The sequence below is a fragment of the Archangium sp. genome (genome assembly GCF_057119385.1).
In genome coordinates this window covers 1-21,383 of the sequence record NZ_DBNGVP010000229.1, presented here as the reverse complement: position 1 = coordinate 21,383, position 21,383 = coordinate 1, and the positions used below count along the sequence as shown (strand labels likewise).

The 21,383-nt window shown below is 69.7% G+C and carries 18 protein-coding genes; 12 read left to right on the top strand and 6 right to left on the bottom strand.

Annotated features, from left to right (window positions below; translation table 11 throughout):
- Positions 1–51: 51 nt before the first annotated feature.
- Positions 52–1,350, bottom strand: coding sequence for a phospholipase C/P1 nuclease family protein (locus AC16DP_RS51210; RefSeq protein WP_329730917.1), 1,299 nt, complete (start codon positions 1,348–1,350; stop codon positions 52–54).
- A 184-nt stretch (positions 1,351–1,534) separates the two neighbouring features.
- Between AC16DP_RS51210 and AC16DP_RS51205 the strand changes: the two genes are divergently transcribed.
- A complete protein-coding gene (locus tag AC16DP_RS51205; protein ID WP_329730916.1) occupies positions 1,535–3,361 on the top strand; it encodes a methyl-accepting chemotaxis protein in 1,827 nt (608 codons plus the stop codon).
- Positions 3,362–3,380: 19 nt separating this feature from the next.
- Here the strand turns inward: AC16DP_RS51205 and AC16DP_RS51200 are convergent, their stop codons facing one another.
- Positions 3,381–4,925 carry a hypothetical protein gene (locus AC16DP_RS51200; RefSeq protein ID WP_329730915.1) on the bottom strand — a complete coding sequence of 515 codons (1,545 nt, stop codon included), beginning with the start codon at positions 4,923–4,925 and terminating at the stop codon, positions 3,381–3,383.
- Positions 4,926–5,092: 167 nt separating this feature from the next.
- Between AC16DP_RS51200 and AC16DP_RS51195 the strand changes: the two genes are divergently transcribed.
- The 8 genes from AC16DP_RS51195 to AC16DP_RS51160 all read left to right on the top strand — a co-directional run bounded on the left by AC16DP_RS51195 (position 5,093) and on the right by AC16DP_RS51160 (position 11,801).
- Complete coding sequence (locus AC16DP_RS51195; RefSeq protein ID WP_329730914.1) at positions 5,093–5,287, top strand: hypothetical protein; 195 nt, start codon at positions 5,093–5,095, stop codon at positions 5,285–5,287.
- A gap of 302 nt (positions 5,288–5,589) precedes the next feature.
- Positions 5,590–6,060 (top strand): FBP domain-containing protein, encoded by a 471-nt coding sequence (locus AC16DP_RS51190; protein WP_329730924.1) that lies wholly within the window; start codon positions 5,590–5,592, stop codon positions 6,058–6,060.
- A 14-nt stretch (positions 6,061–6,074) separates the two neighbouring features.
- Positions 6,075–7,463 carry an ATP-dependent RNA helicase DbpA gene (gene dbpA, locus AC16DP_RS51185; RefSeq protein WP_329730913.1) on the top strand — a complete coding sequence of 463 codons (1,389 nt, stop codon included), beginning with the start codon at positions 6,075–6,077 and terminating at the stop codon, positions 7,461–7,463.
- Between the two features lie 207 nt (positions 7,464–7,670).
- Positions 7,671–8,354, top strand: a complete 684-nt coding sequence (locus AC16DP_RS51180) for a hypothetical protein (protein WP_329730912.1) — start codon at positions 7,671–7,673, stop codon at positions 8,352–8,354.
- A 95-nt stretch (positions 8,355–8,449) separates the two neighbouring features.
- On the top strand, positions 8,450–9,022 hold the full coding sequence (locus tag AC16DP_RS51175; RefSeq protein WP_329730911.1) for a tRNA-uridine aminocarboxypropyltransferase: 573 nt from the start codon (positions 8,450–8,452) through the stop codon (positions 9,020–9,022).
- Positions 9,023–9,190: 168 nt separating this feature from the next.
- Positions 9,191–10,120 (top strand): pentapeptide repeat-containing protein, encoded by a 930-nt coding sequence (locus AC16DP_RS51170; RefSeq protein WP_483957125.1) that lies wholly within the window; start codon positions 9,191–9,193, stop codon positions 10,118–10,120.
- 301 nt (positions 10,121–10,421) lie between these two features.
- Positions 10,422–11,183, top strand: coding sequence for a zinc-dependent metalloprotease (locus AC16DP_RS51165; RefSeq protein ID WP_329730909.1), 762 nt, complete (start codon positions 10,422–10,424; stop codon positions 11,181–11,183).
- Positions 11,184–11,333: 150 nt separating this feature from the next.
- Positions 11,334–11,801 (top strand): hypothetical protein, encoded by a 468-nt coding sequence (locus tag AC16DP_RS51160; protein WP_329730908.1) that lies wholly within the window; start codon positions 11,334–11,336, stop codon positions 11,799–11,801.
- A gap of 22 nt (positions 11,802–11,823) precedes the next feature.
- Here AC16DP_RS51160 and AC16DP_RS51155 read toward each other — a convergent pair whose 3' ends face one another.
- The 3 genes from AC16DP_RS51155 to AC16DP_RS51145 form a co-directional block, all read right to left on the bottom strand.
- A complete protein-coding gene (locus tag AC16DP_RS51155) occupies positions 11,824–15,606 on the bottom strand; it encodes an ATP-binding protein (protein WP_329730907.1) in 3,783 nt (1,260 codons plus the stop codon).
- A gap of 176 nt (positions 15,607–15,782) precedes the next feature.
- Positions 15,783–16,661, bottom strand: coding sequence for a hypothetical protein (locus AC16DP_RS51150; RefSeq protein ID WP_329730906.1), 879 nt, complete (start codon positions 16,659–16,661; stop codon positions 15,783–15,785).
- 21 nt (positions 16,662–16,682) lie between these two features.
- Positions 16,683–17,441 (bottom strand): ubiquitin family protein, encoded by a 759-nt coding sequence (locus AC16DP_RS51145; RefSeq protein WP_329730905.1) that lies wholly within the window; start codon positions 17,439–17,441, stop codon positions 16,683–16,685.
- Between the two features lie 288 nt (positions 17,442–17,729).
- Here AC16DP_RS51145 and AC16DP_RS51140 point away from each other — a divergent pair, with 288 nt between their 5' ends.
- Genes AC16DP_RS51140 through AC16DP_RS51130 form a run of 3 tightly spaced genes read left to right on the top strand, consistent with a single transcriptional unit; the run spans position 17,730 to position 20,855 of the window.
- Positions 17,730–18,194 (top strand): (2Fe-2S)-binding protein, encoded by a 465-nt coding sequence (locus AC16DP_RS51140; protein ID WP_329730904.1) that lies wholly within the window; start codon positions 17,730–17,732, stop codon positions 18,192–18,194.
- Positions 18,195–18,196: 2 nt separating this feature from the next.
- A complete protein-coding gene (locus tag AC16DP_RS51135; RefSeq protein ID WP_329730903.1) occupies positions 18,197–20,422 on the top strand; it encodes a xanthine dehydrogenase family protein molybdopterin-binding subunit in 2,226 nt (741 codons plus the stop codon).
- 31 nt (positions 20,423–20,453) lie between these two features.
- Positions 20,454–20,855 (top strand): c-type cytochrome, encoded by a 402-nt coding sequence (locus AC16DP_RS51130; RefSeq protein ID WP_329730902.1) that lies wholly within the window; start codon positions 20,454–20,456, stop codon positions 20,853–20,855.
- Between the two features lie 180 nt (positions 20,856–21,035).
- Here the strand turns inward: AC16DP_RS51130 and AC16DP_RS51125 are convergent, their stop codons facing one another.
- Positions 21,036–21,257, bottom strand: coding sequence for a TetR/AcrR family transcriptional regulator C-terminal domain-containing protein (locus tag AC16DP_RS51125; protein WP_329730901.1), 222 nt, complete (start codon positions 21,255–21,257; stop codon positions 21,036–21,038).
- Positions 21,258–21,383: the final 126 nt, after the last annotated feature.

Genomic DNA, 21,383 nt, shown 5'->3' with positions numbered 1-21,383 from the left:
GGAACTGGTATCCCACGGCGGGAACCCGGACAACGCTCATTATTTCAGGCCCTAGTTATCGCCCCAGGTGAAGCCAGTACCGAGCGTGAAGGTGACGCCCTGGGCCCAGGGGGACGTGTGGGGCGCGAACGCGCGGTACTGCGCCTCGGCGCTGAGGGAGACGCGCCGGCTGAGCAGGGTGTGGAGCCGCAGGCCCACGGGCAGTTCCGGGTGGAGCTGGCCCGCCTGGGAGCACATCCCCGCGCCCACCGAGGCGCGCAGATCCAACCCGCGCGCGTAGCCGAGCCGCGCCGTCAGCAGCGGGGGCGTGAGTACGGAGAGCGACCAGGCACTCGCTCCGCTTCCTCCCACGAGCGGATGGGCCAGGGCGCGCGCGAAGCCGACCGAGAGTCCCAGGGCATGGGGCAGCGGGAACAGGGCGCGCAGGCCCGCCACCGGAGCGGCGCCGCGCAGCGTGGTGACGGCGCCTCCCAGCACCTCCAGGCCGAGCACGGGCGCGGGCTGCCACCGGGGCTTCGCGGCCTGCTCGCGCAACTCGGCCAGGGTGGTGAGCCGCTGCGCCGCGTAGGCGAGGAAGGCGCGGGAGTAGGCCACGGCCGACTCCACCCGCGCGTCCACGAAGTCGTCGTACGCCGAGGGCTCCACCTTCCACGTCCGCCCCCGCCAGCGCACCTCCTTCGAGTCGAAGGCGTTGCCCACCGCGCCATAGACGCCGAAGGCCCCCGGCGCATGGGTGCCGGGCTCGGACCAGAACGCGCTCCAGGGGATGGCGCCTCCCTCCACGGGCAGCGAGCCCGTGCGCACCACCTCCAGCGTCTCGCGGGCCAGCGCCAGCTGGGCGTCCTCCCCGGAGAGCGGCGCGAGCTCCCGCCCCTCCTGGATGACGGCCTGTCTGGCGGCGTGCTGCTCGAAGCGATCCGACAGCCCGTGCATCACCGGCACCACGTGCAGAGGCACGGCCATGTCCTGGATGTGGTGCACCAGGTGGCCGACGCGATCGAAGGCCCGGGCCATGTCTCCGTGGCTCGCGGCCTCCTCGGCCTCGGCCCACAGCACGCGCACGCGCGTCCCCGAGTCCTTGCGGAATCCGGAGTCCAGCGACATGCCCGGGTGGAAGAAGTGGTGGTAGCCCGTCCACTTGACGTGGAGGTTCAGGTCCTCCGCCCGGCTGCCCTCCACGATGGCGTCCCGGTGCGCCGCGAGCCCGGGATGCTGTCCCGCCGCGAGCACCGCGTCCACGGAGGCCCGCGTCATCGCCTCATGGTCCGGTACCGAGAAGGCACGGGCTCCCAGGGGCAGGAGAAGGGCGAGCAGCGACAGGAGCGGCAGGCGGGCACGGGTCATGGGCATGGCGCGGAGCCATCGTAACCGTTGCCAGGGCGAACACTTCCCCGCCTCACGGGAGGGAGGGAGGCGCCTGTCTGGATGCCTCCCTGTCATTGGGACTCGAAAGTTCCAACCGGGATGGCTGCGAGCTGTTCCCCGGTCCCCCCAGGCTGTTCACTGTCTGTACGGAGCCTCGTATGCTGCGCCCGTGCAAGCCAGCGCCTCCAGCAGCTCTCTGTCGTACGACACCGGCCCGATCGTCCGCCGGATGGTCATCACGCAGCAGATCTACACGATGTTCGGGACACCGCCCCTGGTGTACCTGATGATCCTCATCTCCGGGCTGGATGGGGCGCAGGCGATCGACGTGTCGAAGGTGTTCCTCCCGTTCATGGTCCCGGTGATGGGGGTCGCCGTTCCGTACCTCGTCATCTACCTGTCCGTGCGCAATGCGCTGAAGGTGGTGCCGGGAGAGCCCTCTGGGGCGCGGCTGGCGCGCATCCTCAAGGTGCCGGGGGTGATCGACGCCACCACGCTCGTCACCACGATGATCTCCTCGGGGCTCTTCGTGGGCCTGTCCGTGGTGCGGCACGGCAAGAGCCTCTGGACCATTCCGTGGGCCATCGGGACCATCTGGTTGCTGGTGGCGCTGCTGACGCTGCAGGAGCGGGTCTGGTTCGAGAAGATCCTCCAGCCCTACGCGCTCGCGGAGTTCTACAAGAACCCCGGGCGGATGCCCCAGGGCCATGGCTTCCTCTGGCCGCGGCAGTCCTGGTACCTGCCGTACGCGTTCGCCATCTTCGTGGCCTGCACCCTGGCGTCCATCGGCACCATCATCGGCCGGCAGGCGTATGACGCCCATGAGCTGCTGATGAGCCGGCTGGACACGGTGAGCCCGGCCGAGGTGGCGCCCCTGGTGCGTCAGGTCATCCAGATGCTCCTGGACAGCTCGGTGCTGCCCATGGTCCTGGTGGGTGCCTACCTGCTGATCAGCGCCGCGCTGGCGGCCTGGTTCCTGGCCCGGCGGCAGACGGAGGGCACCCGGAGCGTGCAGCTCACCCTGGAGGGGCTGGTGCAGGGCAGGCCCCGGATGCCGGAGTGGGTCTCCACCGACGAGGTGGGCGATCTCTCCGCCACCACCGCGCGCGTCTTCGCGCAGCTCAAGACCTTCGCCCAGTCGCTGCAGTCCTCCGCCCAGGCCCTCCGCGACTCGGCGGAGCAGCTCGGGCAGTCCACGAGCCGGCAGACGGAGGTGCTGACGCAGCAGGCCTCCGCCCTCCAGGAGACCCAGGTCACGGCGCAGGAGATCAAACACACCTCCGTGCTCGCCTCGCAGAAGGCGGACGCCATCCTCAAGCAGACGGAGCGGGCGGATCAGATCACCGCCGCGGGTGACACCGCCCTCAAGGAGGGGTTGGAGGGCATGCAGGAGATCGGCTCCCAGGTGCGCGAGATGGCCACGGGCATCCGCGCCCTCGACGAGCGGGCCCGGCAGATCGCCCACATCACCACCCTGGTGAAGGGGCTGGCGGACCGCTCCAACATGCTCGCGCTCAACGCCGCCATCGAGGCGGTGCGCTCCGGCGAGGCCGGCAAGGGCTTTGGCGTGGTGGCCCGCGAGATCCGCACGCTGGCCGATCAGTCCATCAAGGCCACGCGTGACATCACCGACATCCTCCAGGACATCAGCAACGCCATCCTCTCCACCATGAACCTGATGGATCAGGGCTCGGATCGCGTCGAGGTGAGCCTGCGGCAGATCCGCGACTTCAGCACCCAGGTGCAGCAGCTCTCCGGCATCGTCCGGGAGAATGCCTCCTCGGTGCGGCAGATCACCGTCGCCGTGAGCCAGCAGGACGTGGGCATCGCGCAGATCTTCGAGGCCGTGAACGATCTGTCCAAGGGCATGGATCAGACGATGAACCAGCTGCGCGCCTCGGACGACGTGCTCGCCCGGGTGCGGAGCGTGGCGGAGCAGGTGTCCAGCATCGTCGTGGGTTACGGCTGGCAGCAGCAGGAAGGCCCGCGCTCGTAGCGCGGGCCCTCCGGCCGGCTCACTCCGCCAGGCTGTCCCGGTCGAGCTCCAGCGCGAGCATGGCGCTGCGCTCGAAGATGCGATCCAGGCGGAAGGGCCGGTAGAGCTCCTTGCCCGTCCAGATCATCTCCTGCTGCTCCGGGGGCAGCTCCTTCTGGGCCCCCATCCACCGGGCGGCCCGCTGGAGGGCGCGCTTCACCTCGGGCCCGAAGAGGCCGTGGCCCCGCAGGGCGCGCAGGGCATTGACGGCGTAGGCCGTCTCCAGGAGCGAGGGCGTGGACGACATGCCCCATCCCCCCTCGGCGTGCTGGGCCTGGAGCAGGGCCTCCACCGCGGGCCGGACCATGTCGGTGGCCCCGGCGTGGCACAGCGCGAGCATCACCTGGGAGGTGCTGTAGAGCCAGGAGGCGTGCCACTTGTCCATGCGCCACAAGCCATCGGCGCCGCGCTTCTCGGCCAGCCAGCGCACCTGCCGCGACACGTCCTGGCCGAGGATGGCCAGCGCCATCACGCCATGAGCGGTCGTCGTCACCGAGGGCTGCATCTCGTGCGCGTAGGTGATGAACTGCCCGTCCGGGAGCTGGTAGCGCCGCAGCAGGGCGCCGTCCACGGCGTAGCCGGACTCCTTCAGCATGGCGAGGCAGGTGGAGGTGATGTCTCCGTCACAGACGAAGAACTCGCTCATGCCGTAGCCCTCCGGGCGCACCGCCCGGTGCAGGGCGTCGAGCTGGGGGCGCACGACGTCGCGCAGGGCCGGGTGCTCCAGCAGGCCCGTGGAGAACAGGGCCAGCAGGCTCCAGGACTGCTCGTAGTGCACGATGGGCCACACGGTGGGCACCACACCCGGCACGCCCGTCCCGGTGGCCTCCGCGGAGGCCCGGAGGAACGCCTCCGCTCCGCGCACCTCCTCGGGCACTTCCCGGGAGCCGGCCAGGGTGGCCCGGCGCAGACGCAGCCAGTGCGCGGTCGCCGCCGGGCTGTTGCCCACGCCCTGGGATCCGTCGAGCACGTTCATGTCGGGCGTGGTGCCCCAGGCCTCGAAGGAGTGGATGGGCGCGGTGCCGGCCCGGTGCTTCATCCGGGCGATCAGCCCCCGCCGCCGGGTGCCCAGCGCGCTCAGGGACTGGAAGGGCTGGTGGGGCAGGGTGATGCCCACCGCGGCGGCCTCCTCCATCAACCGCGGGAGGATGAGCTCGGCGGCCACGGGGATGTCATCCGGCGGAGGGCCCTCGAAGGCCCACGCCTCCACGTTGCGGCGGAAGAACTCGATGCCTCCTTCCACGGCCCGGCGGCTCTCCGGCGTGTCACTGGCGCCGCGCAGGGCCAGCACGGCCGCGAGCGTGGGGATGTGCCGCGCCAGGGGCATCCGCTCCGAGCCCCACCCGCCATCCGGGCGCTGCTGGCGCATCAACCACCCGACGGCCGGGCGGGGATCCTCGGGCGGCGCGTAGCGGAGCACCTGGGCGGTGTCATAGACGGACGGGGTGAGCACTCCGCCGTGGACGCCGAGTGACTGGATGTCTGCTTTGAGTTGAGCGATGAACCACTCGGGGGTCGAGGGCATGTGGATCACCTGGAGGTGGGGGTATTCCGACTCCTAACACGGTGGTTCCATCCGGAGGAATCGGCCCCAGCCGTCCACCAGGTGGGATGTTGCCCTGTGTTGGTGTTTTTTTCCCAGCTCACGGTAGCGGCGGCGGCGGGACGTGCCGTGCGGTAGAATCCGGACCCATGAGCGACTCCACCAACAAGTCCCAGCAGTTCGGACAGCCTCGGGAAGAGACGAAGAAGAACCCGAAGGTGTTCAACCTCCGGGTGAAGATCGATCCGTACCTGAAGGAGCCGGCCGAGAAGAAGAAGCGGCAGGAGGAGAAGTTCGATCCCTTCGCCGTCAACTTCGCGGCCCCCAAGCCCGAGGACTTCTGAGGGCGGGCGCCTGTGGGTGCCCCCACGGCTGTCTCGGCGAGAACACAGACACGAAAAGACTCTCCTGTCTGTCTATGCGTGGCCGCTGAATGTCTCACAAAGTCTTTCTTCGCGGGACCCCGCCCGGCTCCACGCTGTCCGCCCGGCTCCTCCTTCGAGGGGCCGGGCCTTTCATTGCCCACCGGTCAACCTGACGAGCGCCCGCGCACACTGGAAGCGTGCACCCGCCGCGCTGAAGCCCTTATGAAGGGAGTGCACGGGGTGGCCCCTGGATGGATCTGGGGCAGCACGAGGAGATGACGATGTTCCGCATCGAGACTGAGAAGGATCTGCTGCAAGCATTCCGCCCGAGGGATCGCAAGACGCTCGAGCTTCCCGCGGGCCTGAAGTTCCCGCTCTTCGTCCGCGACTACCTGGCGTGGACCGAGCCGGCGGGGACGCGGGTGTTCCTGCTCCTCCCCTCGCGGGGCAGCCGGCTGCCCGTGGGCATCGCCTTCCGCCGGGACTCGCAGGGCGGGGGACCGGGCTCGTGCATGTGCGACTGGTGCCACTCCTACGGCACGGCGGACGAGATCGGCATGCTCACCACGGACGTGAACTCGAAGCGCCGGGTGGGCGTGAACCTGTGCCTCGACCTGCGCTGCAAGGAGAAGCTGGAGATGGCGGCGGACCTGTCCGGCCGGCACCCGCTCGAGGTCATGAAGCCGCTGATGGAGCGCATGAGCCGCTTCGCGCGCGAGGCGCTTCACATCGAGACGGTTCCGGAGGATTGAGCTAGAGCCGTCCGATGAACTTCTCCGCGCTCCCGCTCTCCCCGCCGCTGCTGCAGGTCCTCGAGGAGCTGGACTTCCAGACCGTCACCCCCATCCAGGCCCAGAGCATTCCGGTGCTGTTGCAGGGCCGGGATCTCGTGGGCCAGGCGAAGACGGGGAGCGGGAAGACGGCGGCCTTCGCGCTTCCGCTGTTGCAGAAGATCCGGCTCCAGGACCGGCGGCTCCAGGCGCTCGTGCTCTGCCCGACGCGCGAGCTGTGTGCCCAGGTGGCCGGAGAGGTGCGCCGGTTGGGCCGGAGATTGCCCGGGCTCCAGGTCCTCGTGCTCGCGGGAGGCCAGCCCGTCCGGCCCCAGGTGAACGCGCTCGAGAAGGGGGCCCACGTCGCCGTGGGCACTCCGGGCCGCATCCTGGACCTGCTCCAGCGCGAGTCGCTCGAGACGCGGCAGCTGGCCACCGTGGTGCTCGACGAGGCCGACCGGATGCTCGACATGGGCTTCCGGGAGGACATGGAGCGCATCCTCGGCCAGACGCCCCCCACACGGCAGACGGTGCTCTTCTCGGCGACGTTCCCCCCGGACATCGAGGCGCTGAGCCGCGCCTTCCAGAAGCAGCCCACGCGCGTGACGATCGCCGAGGCCACCGAGGCGGCGCCCGACATCCAACAGCTCCGCTACGGCTGCGCGCCCGAGGAGAAGACGGCGCTGCTGCTGCGCATCCTGCGGCACCACCAGCCGGCCTCGGCCATCGTGTTCTGCAACCTCAAGGCAACGGTCGTCGAGCTGACGCGGGCGCTGCGCGCGGCCGGGGTGGGGGCGGATGGGCTCCAGGGAGACATGGAGCAGCGCGAGCGGGACGACGTGATGGCGAAGTTCCGCAACCGCAGCACCCGGGTGCTCATCGCGACGGACGTGGCGGGCCGCGGCATCGACGTCGAGGCGCTCGACGCGGTGGTCAACTTCGATCTGCCCTCACAGCCCGAGCCCTACGTGCACCGCATCGGCCGTACGGGACGCGCCGGGAGGAGGGGACTGGCCATCGCTCTCGCCACCCCTCAGGACGAGCGCAAGGTGGAGGCCATCGAGCAGGCCACCGGGGTGAAGCTGGAGCTCGCGAGAGTGGAGACGCTGCCCCCGGCGGACTCGCGGGGTGGGGAGTCGCTCGCGGCGGCCTGGGAGACGCTCTACATCTCCGCCGGACGCAAGGACAAGATGCGGCCGGGCGACATCCTCGGAGCCCTGACGGGCGAGGCCGGCGGGCTGGCCGCCACCGACATCGGGAAGATCGAAATCCACGACCATCACGCCTACGTCGCCGTCTCCAAGCACATCGCGCGCGTGGCGCTCCAGCGGCTGCGCGATGGCCGCATCAAGGGACGCAAGTACCTCATCGAGCGGGTGCGGTAGGGCGCGCCTCCGGTGGCGTCACCTCGCGGCGCGGAACGGAAGGACGGCGCGTAGCCGCTCGTCGCAAGTGACCCGGGGAGGTGGGTATCCCACCTCATTTCCCCTCTGAGGCAAGGGGGGTGTACCGGGGGGCTCGCGCTGGCCGGACATGTCAGACCCACCCGGTAGTGTTGCTTCATGGCCAACACCGGCAAGGAAGGGTCTTTCGTGGCTGATCTCCGTGAGAATCCGTGCGTCTCGGTCAACAAGCTGGGCCAGTACCTCACCGCGCGTCCGGCGCTGCGCAAGCGCATCATCCACGCCCAGAAGCACCCGTGTGATCCCAAGTACCTGCGTTACCCGGAGGCGTCGCAGGCCATCGTCGAGTTCCTGTGCAACGGCCGGGACGAGACCATCCTGCGCTACCACCAGCACCGGCTGCTCCACGCGGAGCCCGAGTCGGACTTCGATGCCCACCGGCTGGCGCTGTGCGTCGAGGCCATCCAGCACTTCCTCAAGGCCTCGGGCGAGCTGGCGCTGACCCACGCGGTGGCCAGTCCCGCGGACGAGGGGCTGCCGCCGCTGGCGCTGTCGGGAGTGGCCATCAACGTGCGGCCAGAGCTCCTCCTGCGCAGCGTGGATCGCCACGGGGTGATGCGCTCGGGGCTGCTGAAGCTCTACTTCTCCAAGCACACGCCGCTGGACGAGACGTCCGGGCAGTACATCGCCACGGTGCTCCAGCTCTTCGCCGAGCAGAACCTGAAGCAGCAGGGCGAGGTGGACCACCGGCTGGTGCGAGTCTTCGACGTGTTCGCCGGCAAGGTGTTCGTGGCCCCCAAGGCCCGGCAGCGGCGGCTGGGGGACGTGCAGCTGGCGTGCGAGGAGATCGCCGCGCGCTGGGACATGAACTGAGCGCGGCGCCTGCCCTCCGAGGTGGCCGCCAGCCCCCGGGGGAAGCGGAAACGAGCACTTCTCTTCCCGGGGCCGGCGGAACAGGATGCCGGAGGATGTCTTCCCGCGACTCCCACCGGCCCCGCTGTCCCCGCTGCAACCTGCCGCCGCACCTGTGCCTGTGTGCCGAGATTCCCCGGGTGGAGACGCGCACCCGCTTCCTGCTCGTCCAGCACGTGGTGGAGACGTGGAAGAAGAGCAACACCGGGCGGGTGGCGGCGCTGGCGCTCGCGAACTCCAGGCTGCTCATCCATGGTGCCCAGGACGAGTCCCTGGACACCGTGCTGCTCTCCGAGCCCGGCACCTGGCTGCTCTACCCCGATGGGCCCCCCGCGCCGCCGGACGCCCCCGTGCCGAGGCAACTGGTGGTGCTGGACGCGAGCTGGTCCCAGGCGCGGCGGATGACGCAGCGGCTGCCCGTGCTGCGCACGCTCCCCCGGCTGGTACTGCCGCCGCCCGAGCCCGGGTTGCTCCGGCTCCGCGAGCCCACGCACCCGTCCGGCATGTCCACCCTGGATGCGATTGCCCGCGCGGTGGCGGTGCTCGAGGGCCCGGAGGCGGCGGAGCCGCTGGAGCGGCTGGCCGCGCTCCGGGTGCAGCGGATCGCCGAGTGCGGGACGTTGAATTGAGCCCACCGGGGAGGGCGGGCTCTGTCCAGGGAAGGACAGAGCCTGCTTCAATGTCATCCGCTGAATATGTGTGTTTGCCATCATCCAGGCGCCGTTCATTCATGGGAGAGCGCAAACATGCACGACCTGCCAACTCGCGGTTCCTCGAGCGGAATGAAGTCACGGTGGATGGCGCCGGGGGCCCTCGCTTCCGTACTCCTGCTGGCAGGCGCCTCGGGCTGCGCACCGGACGCGGCCCTCTCCGAGGAGTCCCTGTCCCTCGAGACCGAAGCCCGGCCAGTCCTGACTGTCAATGGGATCGAGTTCAATGGAATCGAGCTCAACGGGATCGAGCTCAACGGCACCAATCTCAATGGCACCAATCTCAACGGCACCAACCTCAATGGTCTCGACACCAGTGGCCTGAACACGCCTGACTTCCGCGCCTGGTTCAATCAGGACGTGACACGCCACGACATGTTGATGAAGTACATGGTGCAATGCGCGGTCCCCGCGGGAGAGAGCCGCACCTTCACGAACCCGGAAACGAACACCCCGTACACCTGGAGTGGTGTTCTGGGGCTGGCGCCGGATTGGGCGAGCGGCCAGCCGGTGACGACGGCGGAGCTGCGGATTGTCTCCGCGTGCCTGGCCGCGCATGTGAATCCCTATGGCCAGCATGTCTCCATCTCCGTGCTGGGATTGGATGCCACGGGGCAGCCCACCCCCTACACCGCCGAGGAGTTGCAGAGCCATGCCCTCCGGGAGGGCTGCTTCTTCGGCAACCTGTTCCAGAGCGAGCCGGTCCTCTTCGTGGGCAATGACGGGCTCTCGCTGAGCAGCGTCCAGAGCAGCTCGCGGGCCTGTGCCCTGGGAAGCACGCTCCCGGGGTGCGCCCCCCTGGTCTACGTGGGCCGGTGCGAGGACCTCTGCACCCGCGAGGCGTCCAGCCCCTTCTACACCTCATGCACCTGGAATGGAGTCACCTACCCGGCCATCACCACGCGCGTGCGGCAGGAGGACCTCTACAGCTGCGGGGACGGGGTGTGCCAGGTGACGGAGCACTGCGGGAGCGGGATGACGGCCGGGAGCTGTCGCCTGGACTGCGGCTCCTGCTGAACCGGAGTGGCGGTGGCGCCCGGGGTGGGCACCCACTGTCCGATTCGTGGGCAGCGTGTCCGGGATTCGGACACCCTGGGCACGGTGCGCACAACCCCTTGAGTCCACGGGCGATTCACCTGGAAATGTCAGGGCCCTTTACAGGAATTCCCACCAGGGCGGGATGACCGTGCTCCAGGGTTTACCAGGCCTTGTCGGCCAAGTCCTTGATTTCCGGTGTGTCCGGGAGTGGCCCGAGGGTTGCTTTCTTGGAAAGTGGAGCATCAAACCCCTGTCGTGCCTCGAAAAGGAAGCCCCCCTCATGCGCAAGCTTTCCATGGCGTTGCTGGCCGGTGTTGCCCTCGTTGGCTGCGGTGTCGATCCGCAGATGGAGAACCAGGAGATCATCTCCAACCTGGTCGAGGCGGGCTTCCCGGCGGACGACATCATGGTCGTCGAGGATGCCGTGTACGTGGGGCGCGACGCTCACGTGACCCTCGAGGCTTCCCGCGAGATGCTCCAGCCCGTCAAGGGCGCGGAGCAGTACCGGACGACCAACCTCGTCAGCAGCAGCGTGACGAAGATCTGCGTCGTCCCCACCTCCCAGTTCAACAGCTACAGCCGCCTCAGCGCGGGTCTCGATCTGGCCATCGACAACTACAACAGCCAGAACCTCCAGTTCACCCTGGTGCGGGGCTCGTTCTCCGACTGCAGCGCGACCATCAACGCGCGGACCGCGAGCGGCACCGGCGGCTCGGCCGGCTTCCCCTCGGGCGGAAAGCCCTACGGCACCATCAACATCGGTGTCGGTCTGCAGAACTACAGCGATGACGTGAGCGAGCACGTCATCACCCACGAGCTGGGCCACTGCATCGGTTTCCGTCACTCGGACTACTACGACCGCTCCATCAGCTGCGGCGGTTCCGCCACCAACGAGGGCGCCTCCAACGTGGGCGCCATCCACATCCCCGGCACGCCGACCGACGCCCGGGTGGGCGGGTCGATCATGAACTCCTGCTTCCGCTCGACCGAGTCCGGTGAGTGGAGCAGCTCCGACAAGACCGCGCTGAGCTACCTCTACTGAGAAGTCGGCAGTCCCCCGGGTCCGTTCCTGACTCCGTGGGGCTCGCTGCTCGCGGGCACCGTACTCCCGGGCTTCGGCCTGGGACGGCGGTGCCCGCTGCTTTTCCGAGCGGGCATGATAGAACGCAGGGCAAGCGCTTGACTTCCTCGCATGGCTCCGCCGGCTTCTTCTATCGTCGTGGATGATTCGCTCTGGCCGCTGGTGCGGGTGACGTTTCCACGCGTGATCACCCATCAGCAGCAGGCGGAGCTGCTCGAGCGCGTCCTGTCCTACCTGAGGCGGGGAGAGCGGCACGTGGCCCTGGTGGACTTCCGCCAGCTCCAGGCGCTCACCTCCGAGCAGCGCGAGCAGCAGTGGAACTTCCTGCGAGAGCAGGCCGTGCCGATGCGCCAGTGGTCGATGGGGATCGTGGCGCTCATCAACTCGCCGACCCTGGCGCTGGTCACCCGGACGATCATCCACCGCATCAAGCCCTCGGTCGTGCCGCACTCCATCGTGGCCTCGTGGCCGGCGGCGGTGTCATGGGCGGCGGATCGGCTGCGGGACAACGGGCTGGCCGAGCACGCCTCGCTGGTCCGGCAACGTCTCGGCACGGCGCCCGGCAGCCGCGTGGGCTGAGCTCGACGGTTTCCAGGGTTGCTCAGTGCGGGAGCCCCTGGCCTTCGCCGCTCGGGCGAGGGCCCTCGAGGACACGGAGCAGATCGCTCTCGCGCAAGGGTTTGACGAGATGCAGGTCGAAGCCGGCCTCCAGGGCCTTGGCCCGGGCCTCGGGGCCGCCATAGCCGGTGAGCGCGACCAGGTAGAGGGACGCCCCGTGGGTGGAGGCGCGGACCCGCCGGGCCAGCTCGTGGCCATCCAGGCCGGGCAACCCCACATCCACCAGCGCCACGTCCGGCCGGAGCTCCAGGATCCGGGTGACTCCCTCCACTCCATCGGTGGCGACCTCCACCTCGTGCCCCATGCCCTGGAGCAGCACCCTCAACGTCTCTCGCACGGGCGCGCGGTCCTCCACCACCAGCACCCGCAGTCTCGGCTGGAGCGTGGGGGGCGGACGCGCAAGCGCACAAGGCATCCGGGTGGGCCGGGGCACCTCGCGCGACAACGGGAGGCGGACGACGAACTCACTGCCCTTGCCGGGCCCCTCGCTGTGCGCGTGGACGGTGCCCCCGTGCATCTCCACCAGCCGCTTCACCAACGTCAGGCCCAGCCCGAGCCCTCCGGCGGAACGGTCGATCGACGCGTCCACCTGGACGAACAGCTCGAACACCCGCTCCAGCATGTCCCGGGGAATGCCCCGCCCGGTGTCCCGCACCCGGAGCACCGCCCAGGGGGCGCCCTCCACCTCCTCGCGCGCCATGCGCAGGGAGATGCTGCCTCCCGGCTCGGTGTACTTGATGGCGTTGGAGACGAGGTTGGAGAGCACCTGCTCCAGCCGCGTGGCGTCCGCCTCCAGCCGGAAGCCGCCCGGAGCGAACGTCACGCTCAGCTCGTGTCCCCGCTCCTCGAGCCGGGACCGGAGCGTCTCGAGCGTGTCCTGGACGATGGCGCGCAGGTCCACCTCCTGCTTGCGCAGCTCCACCTTCCCCCGGGTGATCCGCGACACGTCCAGCAGGTCATCCACCATGCGAACCAGGCAGTCCACCTGGTGGTTGCACAGCTCCCGGAGGCGGGCCGCCCGCGCCGCGTCGCCGTGGGAGAGCTTCATCACCTCCAGGGCGGTGCTCAGGGCGGCCAGGGGATTGCGCAGCTCGTGGGCCAGCATGGCGAGGAACTCGTCCTTGCGCCGGCCGTCCTCCTGCGCCCGGGTGCGCGCGAGCACCTGCACCGTCACGTCCGTGGCCACCACCATGATGCCCTCGACACCGCCCTTGCCGTCACGCATGGGCTGGCACGTGAGCTGGAAGTACACGTCCTCGGGCACGCCGTCCCCACGCCGGTCGAAGGGGATGCGGTACTCGTCCGCCGTGAAGGCCCGGCCGCTCGCGTACACCTCCTCCAACATCCGGAAGACGGGCGCGTCGTGCGGCAGCTCGGGGAAGACGGACCGGACGGGTCTGCCCACCGGGTCCTCCCGGCGGCCCAGCATCTCCAGGTAGCGCGGGTTGGCCAGCTCGAACACCAGCTCGGGGCCGGAATAGATGGCCACCGGTACGGGCGCCTGCATGAGCTGCGTGTGGAGCCGGGTGCGGGCCTCGGCATGGGCCCGGGCGATCTCCAGCCGCGCCTGCACCCGGGACACGAGCTCCCGCGCCGAGAAGGGCTTCACCAGGTAGTCGTTCGCTCCCGCCTGCAGGGCCTCGATGGCCGCCTCCTCGCCCGCGCGCGCCGACAGGAGGATGACGGGAATGGACGCGGTGAGCGGGTGGGCGCGCACCGCTCGCAGCACGCCGAAGCCGTCCAGCCCCGGCATCATCACGTCACACACCACGAGGTCGGGCGCCTGCTCGTGAATCGCCGCGAGGGCCTCCGTCCCGTTGGACACGGCCTGCACCGTCCACCGGTCTCCGAGGAGCCGCTGGACATAGGCGCGCATGTCCGCGTTGTCGTCCGCCAGCAGCAGGCGCGTGGGGGACACCTGTTGCGGAGGCTCGGAGCGCGTGTCCCACTGCGCGGCCTCCATCAGGAAGGCCGTGGCTCCCCGCCGCGTGGAGGCGAGCGGTGCCTCCGCCCGCACGTGCTCCACGGGCAGGTGCGCCGAGCCCCGGGGGAGCGACACCGTGAAGGTGCTGCCCTGGCCCTCCCGGCTCCGGGCCTCCACGCACCCGCCATGCAGCCGGACGAGCTCCTTCACCAGCGCGAGCCCGATGCCACTGCCCTCGTGCGTGCGGCCCCTCGCGCCCTGGACCCGGTAGAAGCGGTCGAACACGTGCGGCAGCTCGCGGGAGGGGATGCCCGTGCCCGTGTCCGTCACCGACAGCCGCACGTGCGCCCCCTCGGATTCGAGCGCGAGGCGGAGGGTCCCCTCGAAGGTGAACTTGTAGGCGTTGGACAGGAGGTTGAGGACGATCTGCTCCCACATCTCGCGGTCCACGTAGACGGGCTCGGGAAGCGGAGGGCAGTCCACCTCGAGCCGCATGCCGGCGCGCTCGATGGCCGAGCGGAAGGAGCTGGCGAGCTCCGCCGTCAGCGCGGCCAGATCGGTGGGGCGGAAGTGGGCCCGCATGCGCCCGGACTCGATGCGGGAGAAGTCCAGGAGCGTGTTGACGAGCCGCAGCAGGCGTTGCGCGTTGCGATGGATGACCTCCAGGCGCTCGCGCTGGCGGGGAGGCAGGGGCTGCTCGGAGTCGGCGAGGCAGTCCTCGGCGGGCCCCAGCAGCAGCGTGAGGGGCGTGCGGAACTCGTGGCTGACGTTGGAGAAGAAGTCCGTCTTGGCCTGGTCCAGCGCGGCGAGCGCCTCGGCGCGTTGCCGCTCGTACTCGTAGGCGCGGGCGTTGGTGATGGCGTTGGCGATGTGCGTGGCGGTCAGCTCGAGGAAGCCGCGGTACTTCGCGTCCAGCGCCTTGCGAGGGCTGATGCCCGCGACCAGCAGCCCCGCGGGGGCGTCCTGGCCTGGCGCGGACAGGGGGAGCACCAGGGCCGAGGAGGCCGCCTCCGGCCAGGGGCCTCCCGGAAGCGGGCCCAGGGAGAAGGGAAGGGACTCCAGGAGGACGGCCTCGCCGCGGACCCGGGGCCAGGGCGCGTGGACGTCACCGGGCTCGAGCGTGGAGGGCGCGGCGGCGCCACCGGGCTCCAGGCCCACCGTGCCCACCAGCCGCGGCGTCTGGCTCCGGGCGTCCGTCAGGTAGAGCAGGGCGAAGGGAATGTCGTGGGGGTTGGAGGCGAGGACACCGCTGGCCTTGCGGCACACCTCTTCCGCGCTCTGGAGCTCGCTGGTGGCCTCGTTCAGCTCGCGCAGCATGTGGAGGCGCCGCTCCCCGAGGATGCGCTCGGTGCTCTCCGTGCAGGCGACGAAGACACCGCCGGTGCCACCGGACTCGTCCTTGATGGGGGAGTAGGCGTAGGTGAAGTAGGCCTCCTCCAGGTAGCCGTTGCGGTCGAGGCACAGCAGCCCATCCTGGATGAAGGTGGACTCGCCGCGCTCCATGACGGATTGGATCATGGGGGCGATGACGTCCCAGATCTCCGTCCAGCACTCGCGCCCGCGCTGCCCGAGCGCCCGGGGGTGCTTGGTGGCGCCGAGGATGGGCCGGTAGGCATCGTTGTAGAACTGGACGAGCTCCTGGCCCCACCAGAGGAAGATGGGGTGCCGGCTGGTGAGCAGGATGGAGAGGACGGTGCGAAGGCTCTGCGGCCACGTCTCCACGGGCCCCACGGCCGTGGTGGACCAGTCCAGCGCGCGCATGAGGGCGCCCATCTCGCCGCCCCCGCGCAGCACCTCGTGATGAGCGGGAGACGGCCCGCTGGCCGGAGACGGGATCCGCATGTGGAGCACCCCCGCGCGCCAGTATCCAACGCGTGGCCTGTCCCGGAGGGCACCCGCGAGTTCCCAACGTCGACTCCCGGGCAGCCCACCCGCGGAGTGTCCAGTGGAGACCGTTGTTTCGCCCCGGAGGGTGGGGGAGAGGCCGGAGCGGTGTCCGGCCGTGACGCGGTGCGAATCTACCGCGCGTCGCTCCGTGGAAACGCGAGGGGCTCGAGTTGGTAGGTCTTCATGTACGAGTCGACCGCGGCGAGCGAATGCTGCCCCGGGTCCTCGGGGTTGAACCGCACGTCTACGTCCCGCGCTCCCGCGAGCGCTCTCAAGCCCTGCTCCTTCTCGCGGATCTCCCGGAGATGGGCCCGGCGTTCCGCTCGTGACGCCTGCGGCCAATGGTTGCTCGGAGTCATCCGCGAGAACGGGTGGGTGAGATTCACCGCGAACACATACCGGATGGGACCCGCCTCGAACTCATACGAGACATACGCGGCGTCTCCCGTACCCACCACGTCCCCGAACCGGGCCCGGGCCGGCAGCCAGTCAGACACCCCCCGTGCATTCATGGGCGTGAGGAATTGGCCGCGCCGCAGCAAGGGCAGCCGCTCGTCCCAGAGCTCGATCTGGCCGAGCACCTCCCTGGCGCTCGCGGTGAGCGGGTCCGCGACGGCGGGGCGTGTGCCCACCCGGTGCAAGGGGCGCTTCATCATCTCCCCGAGACGGGGATCGAGGATCTCGTGCCGGTCGGGATGGGAGACGCTGTAGCGCACCCGGAAGGGGCGGGGCATGTCGAGCCCGTCGTACCACTCCAGGGCGCCAGGGCGCGGCACGCGGGTCCGCTCGTCCCATGGCGTGTCGTAGAAGAAGCAGTGCTCGCGTGTGCCCACGGTGTAGCCGTAGAGGAACAACGTCTCGTCATCGTAGTGCCTGCGGCCATGCAGGAGCGCGTCGGCTTCGCGCGTGGGCCCGGTGAGCGGCTCGGCCCGCTGCACGGGTAGCCGCGAGTACCAGTCGTTGAGGTCCGCGAGGATCGTCCGCGTGTCCGGCAGAGGGGGATGGCTCATGGTCCCAACGGCTGACACCCGCTACGGGAAGATGACCCCGATGGGCGGCTCCTCGCTGGTGAGGAAGCGCGGGAAGGTGGCCGTGTAGCGGTTGGTCTCCACGAGGAGGCGGTTGCCCTCGAAGTGCATGCTGGAGGCGTAGGTGCTCCCGAGGTACGTGCCGAGGAAGCCGCTCCGGGAGACCGTCAGCGTCCTGGGGTCCACCGCGAGCAGCCGCACGTGCACGAGCGCCGAGCCACTCGGGGTCTGCTTCGACGGGTAGGAGAGGGCGATGCCCTCGCTCTCCTTGTTCGTCATCAGGCCGCCCCCCGCGTACGACGAGCCGAGCAGCATCACGTCCGCCACGCAGTGCCGTGAGGGGATGCGATGAATGGACACGTGGTAGTAGGGCGGCCCATACCGGGACGAGATGGGCACGCTGGTGGCGAAGTACCAGCACCCGCGGACCTGGATGGGCGGGCCGAGCACCCAGCTGACCGTCTCCGGCTCACCGGTGCGCAGCAGCTCCATCGCCTGCGCCTCGGTGTACTCGTTGGCGGGCACGGGCGCGGAGGGGCCGGTGGCCCTGGGCTCCTCCCGGGCCGGCGTGGCCGGAGCCGCCGCCGTGCTGGCCCTCAGCGCCTCGAGGGCCGCGTTGTCCCAGGCCTCCTGGAGCGCGTCCTCCACCTTCTGTGCCTCGCTCCGGGTATCGGCCTCCTCGGGCTGCCCCTCCGCTGCGACCGCGCTCGCGGCCCCGAGGAGCAGGGCCGTCAGGGAGACCACTCGCATCACGTGCTTCATTCCGTCCTCCTTGCCTGGACTCCCAGAGTGTCCTGCAAGAAGGTCCGGCACCTCCAGCACCGCGGATGTCATGCGTTACCGGAGAACGGCAGCGGGAGTCCAAACGCCTTCTCCTGACTCGGCCGGCTGCTCGCTCATACCGGGTGTAGGGTCTTTCCTCATACCGCCAGCGAGAGGGCGCGGCTCCTCTGTCGAAGAACATTGGCCCGTGCCCCGTTCCCCGATATTCCTCGTTGGGGATTGCACACTTCGGACGAGGCCTTCGCCTCGCGTCTGGAGGGAGGCCGCATGGCGCAGACTCTGAAGGTGAATGGCAAGGACGTGACGATCGAGGCGGAGCCCGGGACGCCGCTGCTGTGGGTGCTCCGCGAGAAGCTCGGGCTGCCCGGGACGAAGTTCGGCTGTGGCCAGGGCCTGTGCGGTGCGTGCACCGTGCACATCAACGGCGCCGCGGTGCGCAGCTGTCTGATGCCCGTGGCGGCGGTGAGCGGTGAGGTGACGACGATCGAGGGCCTCAGCTCCGACAACAGCCACCCCGTGCAGCGCGCCTGGATCGAGGCCGATGCGCCCCAGTGCGGCTACTGCCAGTCCGGGCAGATCATGGCCTGCGCCGCCATGCTCAAGGCCAAGGCCCAGCCCACCGACGCCGACATCTCGGCCGCCATGACGAACCTGTGCCGCTGCGGTACCTACGGCCGCATCCGCAAGGCCGTGAAGCTCGCCATCGAGCTCAACTCCGAGGAGAAGGCCTGAACATGAAGACCGATCAGGAGACGAACAACCCGGTGGGGCTCTCCCGCCGCTCCTTCGTGCAGTCGGGCGCCGCGGCGTTCGCGGGGCTCGTGCTCGGCTTCCACCTTCCCGCCAACCCGATGCGCCGCTCCGAGGCGTTCGCCGCCACGGGCACCCCCGAGGGCAAGGCCTCCCAGGAGGCACGGCTCAACACGTGGTTGCGCATCGCCCCCGATGGGCTCATCACCATCTACGTCGCCAAGAGCGAGATGGGTCAGGGCATCTTCACGTCCATGCCCATGCTCATCGCCGAGGAGCTCGAGGCCGACTGGAGCAGGATTCGCGTCGAGCCCGCGCCCTCGGATGCCGAGTTCAACTACACCGGTGCTCCCTTCGAGGTCACCGGTGGCAGCACGAGCGTGCGCACCACCTGGGAGATCCTCCAGCGCATCGGAGCCACCGCCCGCCACATGCTGATCGCCGCCGCCGCCCAGCAGTGGGGCGTGCCCGCGGAGAGCTGCCGCGCCGAGCAGGGCCAGATCGTCCACGCGGCGACCGGCCGCAAGGCGGGTTACGGGGAGCTGACCGCCGCCGCCGCCGCGCTGCCCGTCAGCGCCATCCCGAAGGAGCCGAAGCTCAAGGCGCCCTCCGAGTACAAGCTCGTGGGCAAGCCGGTGAAGCGGCTGGACACGCCCGCCAAGGTGTCGGGCAAGCCGCTCTTCGGCATCGACGTCGTCGTGCCGGAGATGCGCTACGGGGCGGTGCGCCACTCGCCCGTCTTCGGCGGGGAGTGCGCGAACTTCGAGGAACTGGCCAAGGGCATGCCCGCGGGCACGTCGCTGGTGAAGGTGACCGGTGGCATCGTCGCCGTCGCGGACAGCTGGTTCACGGCGAAGACGGTCGTCCTGGGCCTCGAGCCCCGGTGGACGAAGGGCGCCACGGCCGGACTGTCCTCGAAGGACATCGAGAAGAAGCTGCGCACCGCGGCCGGCGGCAAGAAGAACCCCGTGGCGGCCACGAAGGGCGAGGCCACCAAGGCCCTGGGCACGGCGAAGGTGAAGCTCGAGGCCGAGTACTCGACGCCCTTCCTGGCCCACACGCCGATGGAGCCCCTCAACGCCACGGCGCACGTCCGGCCGGAGGGAATCGAGCTCTGGGTGGGAACGCAGTCCCATACCCTCACCAGGCTCCTCGTCTCGCAGGCGACGAAGGTGCCCCAGGAGAAGATCGTCGTTCACACCACCTACCTCGGCGGTGGCTTCGGCCGGCGGGCGGAGAACGACATGGTGCTCCAGGCCGTCGAGGCCTCGAAGGCCGTGGGCAAGCCTGTCAAGCTCATCTGGTCGCGCGAGGAGGACGTGCAGCACGACTTCTACCGGCCGGCCAGCTTCGTGAAGATGCGGGCCGGGCTTGGTGAGGACGGGCTGCCCCTGGCCCTCACGGCGAGCATCGCCAGCCCCTCCATCATGCAGCGCTGGACGATGTTCGGCGGGCTGCCCAAGAGCGGCATCGACATGACGACGATCGAGGGCCTGGCCGACATGAAGTACGAGTGCCCGAACCTGCACGTCCAGACCGTCGCCGTCGACACGGGCGTGCCGGTGGGCTTCTGGCGCTCGGTGGGTGCCTCCCACAACGCCTTCTACGTGGAGAGCTTCATCGACGAGCTGGCGCACGCGGCGAAGCAGGACCCGTACAAGTACCGCCGGGCCCTGCTCGAGAAGTCGCACCCGCGCTTCGTGAAGGTGCTCGACACCGTGGCCCGGATGGCGAACTGGGAGACTCCGCCGGCGGAGGGCCGGTTCCGCGGCATCGCCATCGCCGAGAGCTTCGGGAGCATCGTCGCCGAGGTGGCCGAGGTGTCGGTCTCCGCGGAGGGCCAGCCCGCCGTGCACAAGGTGTGGGTCGCGGTGGATTGTGGCCGGTACGTCAACCCCGACACCATCGCCGCCCAGATGGAGAGCGGAGTCGTCTACGGCCTGTCCGCCGCGCTGCGCGGGCAGATCACCCTGCGCAACGGGCGCGTCGAGCAGAGCAACTTCCACGACTACTCGATGCTGGCGCCCCACGAGATGCCGGAGATCGCCGTGGAGATCGTCGAGAGCGGCGAGGCCCCGGGTGGAGTGGGAGAGCCCGGCACGCCGCCCATCGCCCCGGCCGTGACGAACGCCCTGTTCGCCGCCACGGGCACGCGCATCCGCACCCTGCCCATCAGCAACCACAAGCTCACCGGCAAGAAGAAGGCGTGAGCCCGTCGTATCCAGCACCCGGGAGGAACTCATGAGCACGAAGTGGATGGGACTGATGTTGTCGGTCGTGGTGTCGGGCTCGGCCATGGCGGCCGAGACGCCCAAGGCCACGCCGGAGCTGCTCGCGAAGGGCAAGACCGCGTTCACCTCTTATTGCCAGTCCTGCCACGGAGAGAAGGGCGAGGGGAACGGTCCGGCGGGCATGTATCTGGTGCCCAAGCCGCGCAACTTCGTGACCGAGGCCTTCAAGAAGGGCAACAAGCCGGAGGAGATCTTCAAGACGCTCTCCACCGGCATTCCGGGGAGCACGATGGTGTCCTTCGCCCACCTCACCGAGCAGGATCGCTGGGCGCTCACCCACTACGTCCTCGAGCTCCAGAAGCAGGGCAAGGCGGACGCGAAGGGCAAGAAGAAGGGCACGGCGAAGAAGTAGACGGGAGCAGGGGCCGGGCCCGCGCCCGTGCCCCCGGTGAGTCCCTGGCCTACGCGCGGTTGAGGATGGACTCGACCGCGGCGCGGGCGATGAGCGTGTCCGGCGTGGTGGCGGCCCACTCCTCCCCGCCCGCGCGCAGCCGCCCCTGCACGCGTGAGCCCCCGGCCGGCCCGCCTCCTGCTACCCGCGCGCGGAGGGGCGGTAGGCGCGCAGGAAGGTGCTCACCGCGCGCTCGAGGTGGGCCGAGAGCTCCGCCTCGCTGGCGCACTCAATGACGCCCAGGTGGAGCCGGGCCGACAGCTCGTTGGTGCACAGCGAGGTGAAGAGCAGCCCCTTCACCGCGGCCCGCTCGAAGAAGCGCGCCAGTTGCTCGTGGGCCGACTTGGCGCACGTGAAGAGCATCTGGGCTTGCCCCGGTTACGTGGACAGTAGGGTTAAGATGCCAACTTCTGCGGTAAGGCCGCAAGCTCAAAATCCACTGGACTGACGTAGCCCAGCGAAGAGTGCCGCCGCTGGCGGTTGTAGAAG

Excerpts from the sequence above, each read along its gene's own strand:
- AC16DP_RS51210 (WP_329730917.1), bottom strand. The coding sequence starts at position 1,350 with ATGCCCATGACCCGTGCCCGCCTGCCGCTCCTGTCGCTGCTCGCCCTT.
- AC16DP_RS51200 (WP_329730915.1), bottom strand. The coding sequence starts at position 4,925 with ATGCCCTCGACCCCCGAGTGGTTCATCGCTCAACTCAAAGCAGACATC.
- AC16DP_RS51195 (WP_329730914.1), top strand. The coding sequence starts at position 5,093 with ATGAGCGACTCCACCAACAAGTCCCAGCAGTTCGGACAGCCTCGGGAA.
- AC16DP_RS51190 (WP_329730924.1), top strand. The coding sequence starts at position 5,590 with ATGTTCCGCATCGAGACTGAGAAGGATCTGCTGCAAGCATTCCGCCCG.
- dbpA (WP_329730913.1), top strand. The coding sequence starts at position 6,075 with ATGAACTTCTCCGCGCTCCCGCTCTCCCCGCCGCTGCTGCAGGTCCTC.
- AC16DP_RS51175 (WP_329730911.1), top strand. The coding sequence starts at position 8,450 with ATGTCTTCCCGCGACTCCCACCGGCCCCGCTGTCCCCGCTGCAACCTG.
- AC16DP_RS51170 (WP_483957125.1), top strand. The coding sequence starts at position 9,191 with ATGGCGCCGGGGGCCCTCGCTTCCGTACTCCTGCTGGCAGGCGCCTCG.
- AC16DP_RS51165 (WP_329730909.1), top strand. The coding sequence starts at position 10,422 with ATGCGCAAGCTTTCCATGGCGTTGCTGGCCGGTGTTGCCCTCGTTGGC.
- AC16DP_RS51160 (WP_329730908.1), top strand. The coding sequence starts at position 11,334 with ATGGCTCCGCCGGCTTCTTCTATCGTCGTGGATGATTCGCTCTGGCCG.
- AC16DP_RS51155 (WP_329730907.1), bottom strand. The coding sequence starts at position 15,606 with ATGCGGATCCCGTCTCCGGCCAGCGGGCCGTCTCCCGCTCATCACGAG.
- AC16DP_RS51150 (WP_329730906.1), bottom strand. The coding sequence starts at position 16,661 with ATGAGCCATCCCCCTCTGCCGGACACGCGGACGATCCTCGCGGACCTC.
- AC16DP_RS51145 (WP_329730905.1), bottom strand. The coding sequence starts at position 17,441 with ATGAAGCACGTGATGCGAGTGGTCTCCCTGACGGCCCTGCTCCTCGGG.
- AC16DP_RS51140 (WP_329730904.1), top strand. The coding sequence starts at position 17,730 with ATGGCGCAGACTCTGAAGGTGAATGGCAAGGACGTGACGATCGAGGCG.
- AC16DP_RS51135 (WP_329730903.1), top strand. The coding sequence starts at position 18,197 with ATGAAGACCGATCAGGAGACGAACAACCCGGTGGGGCTCTCCCGCCGC.
- AC16DP_RS51130 (WP_329730902.1), top strand. The coding sequence starts at position 20,454 with ATGAGCACGAAGTGGATGGGACTGATGTTGTCGGTCGTGGTGTCGGGC.
- AC16DP_RS51125 (WP_329730901.1), bottom strand. The coding sequence starts at position 21,257 with ATGCTCTTCACGTGCGCCAAGTCGGCCCACGAGCAACTGGCGCGCTTC.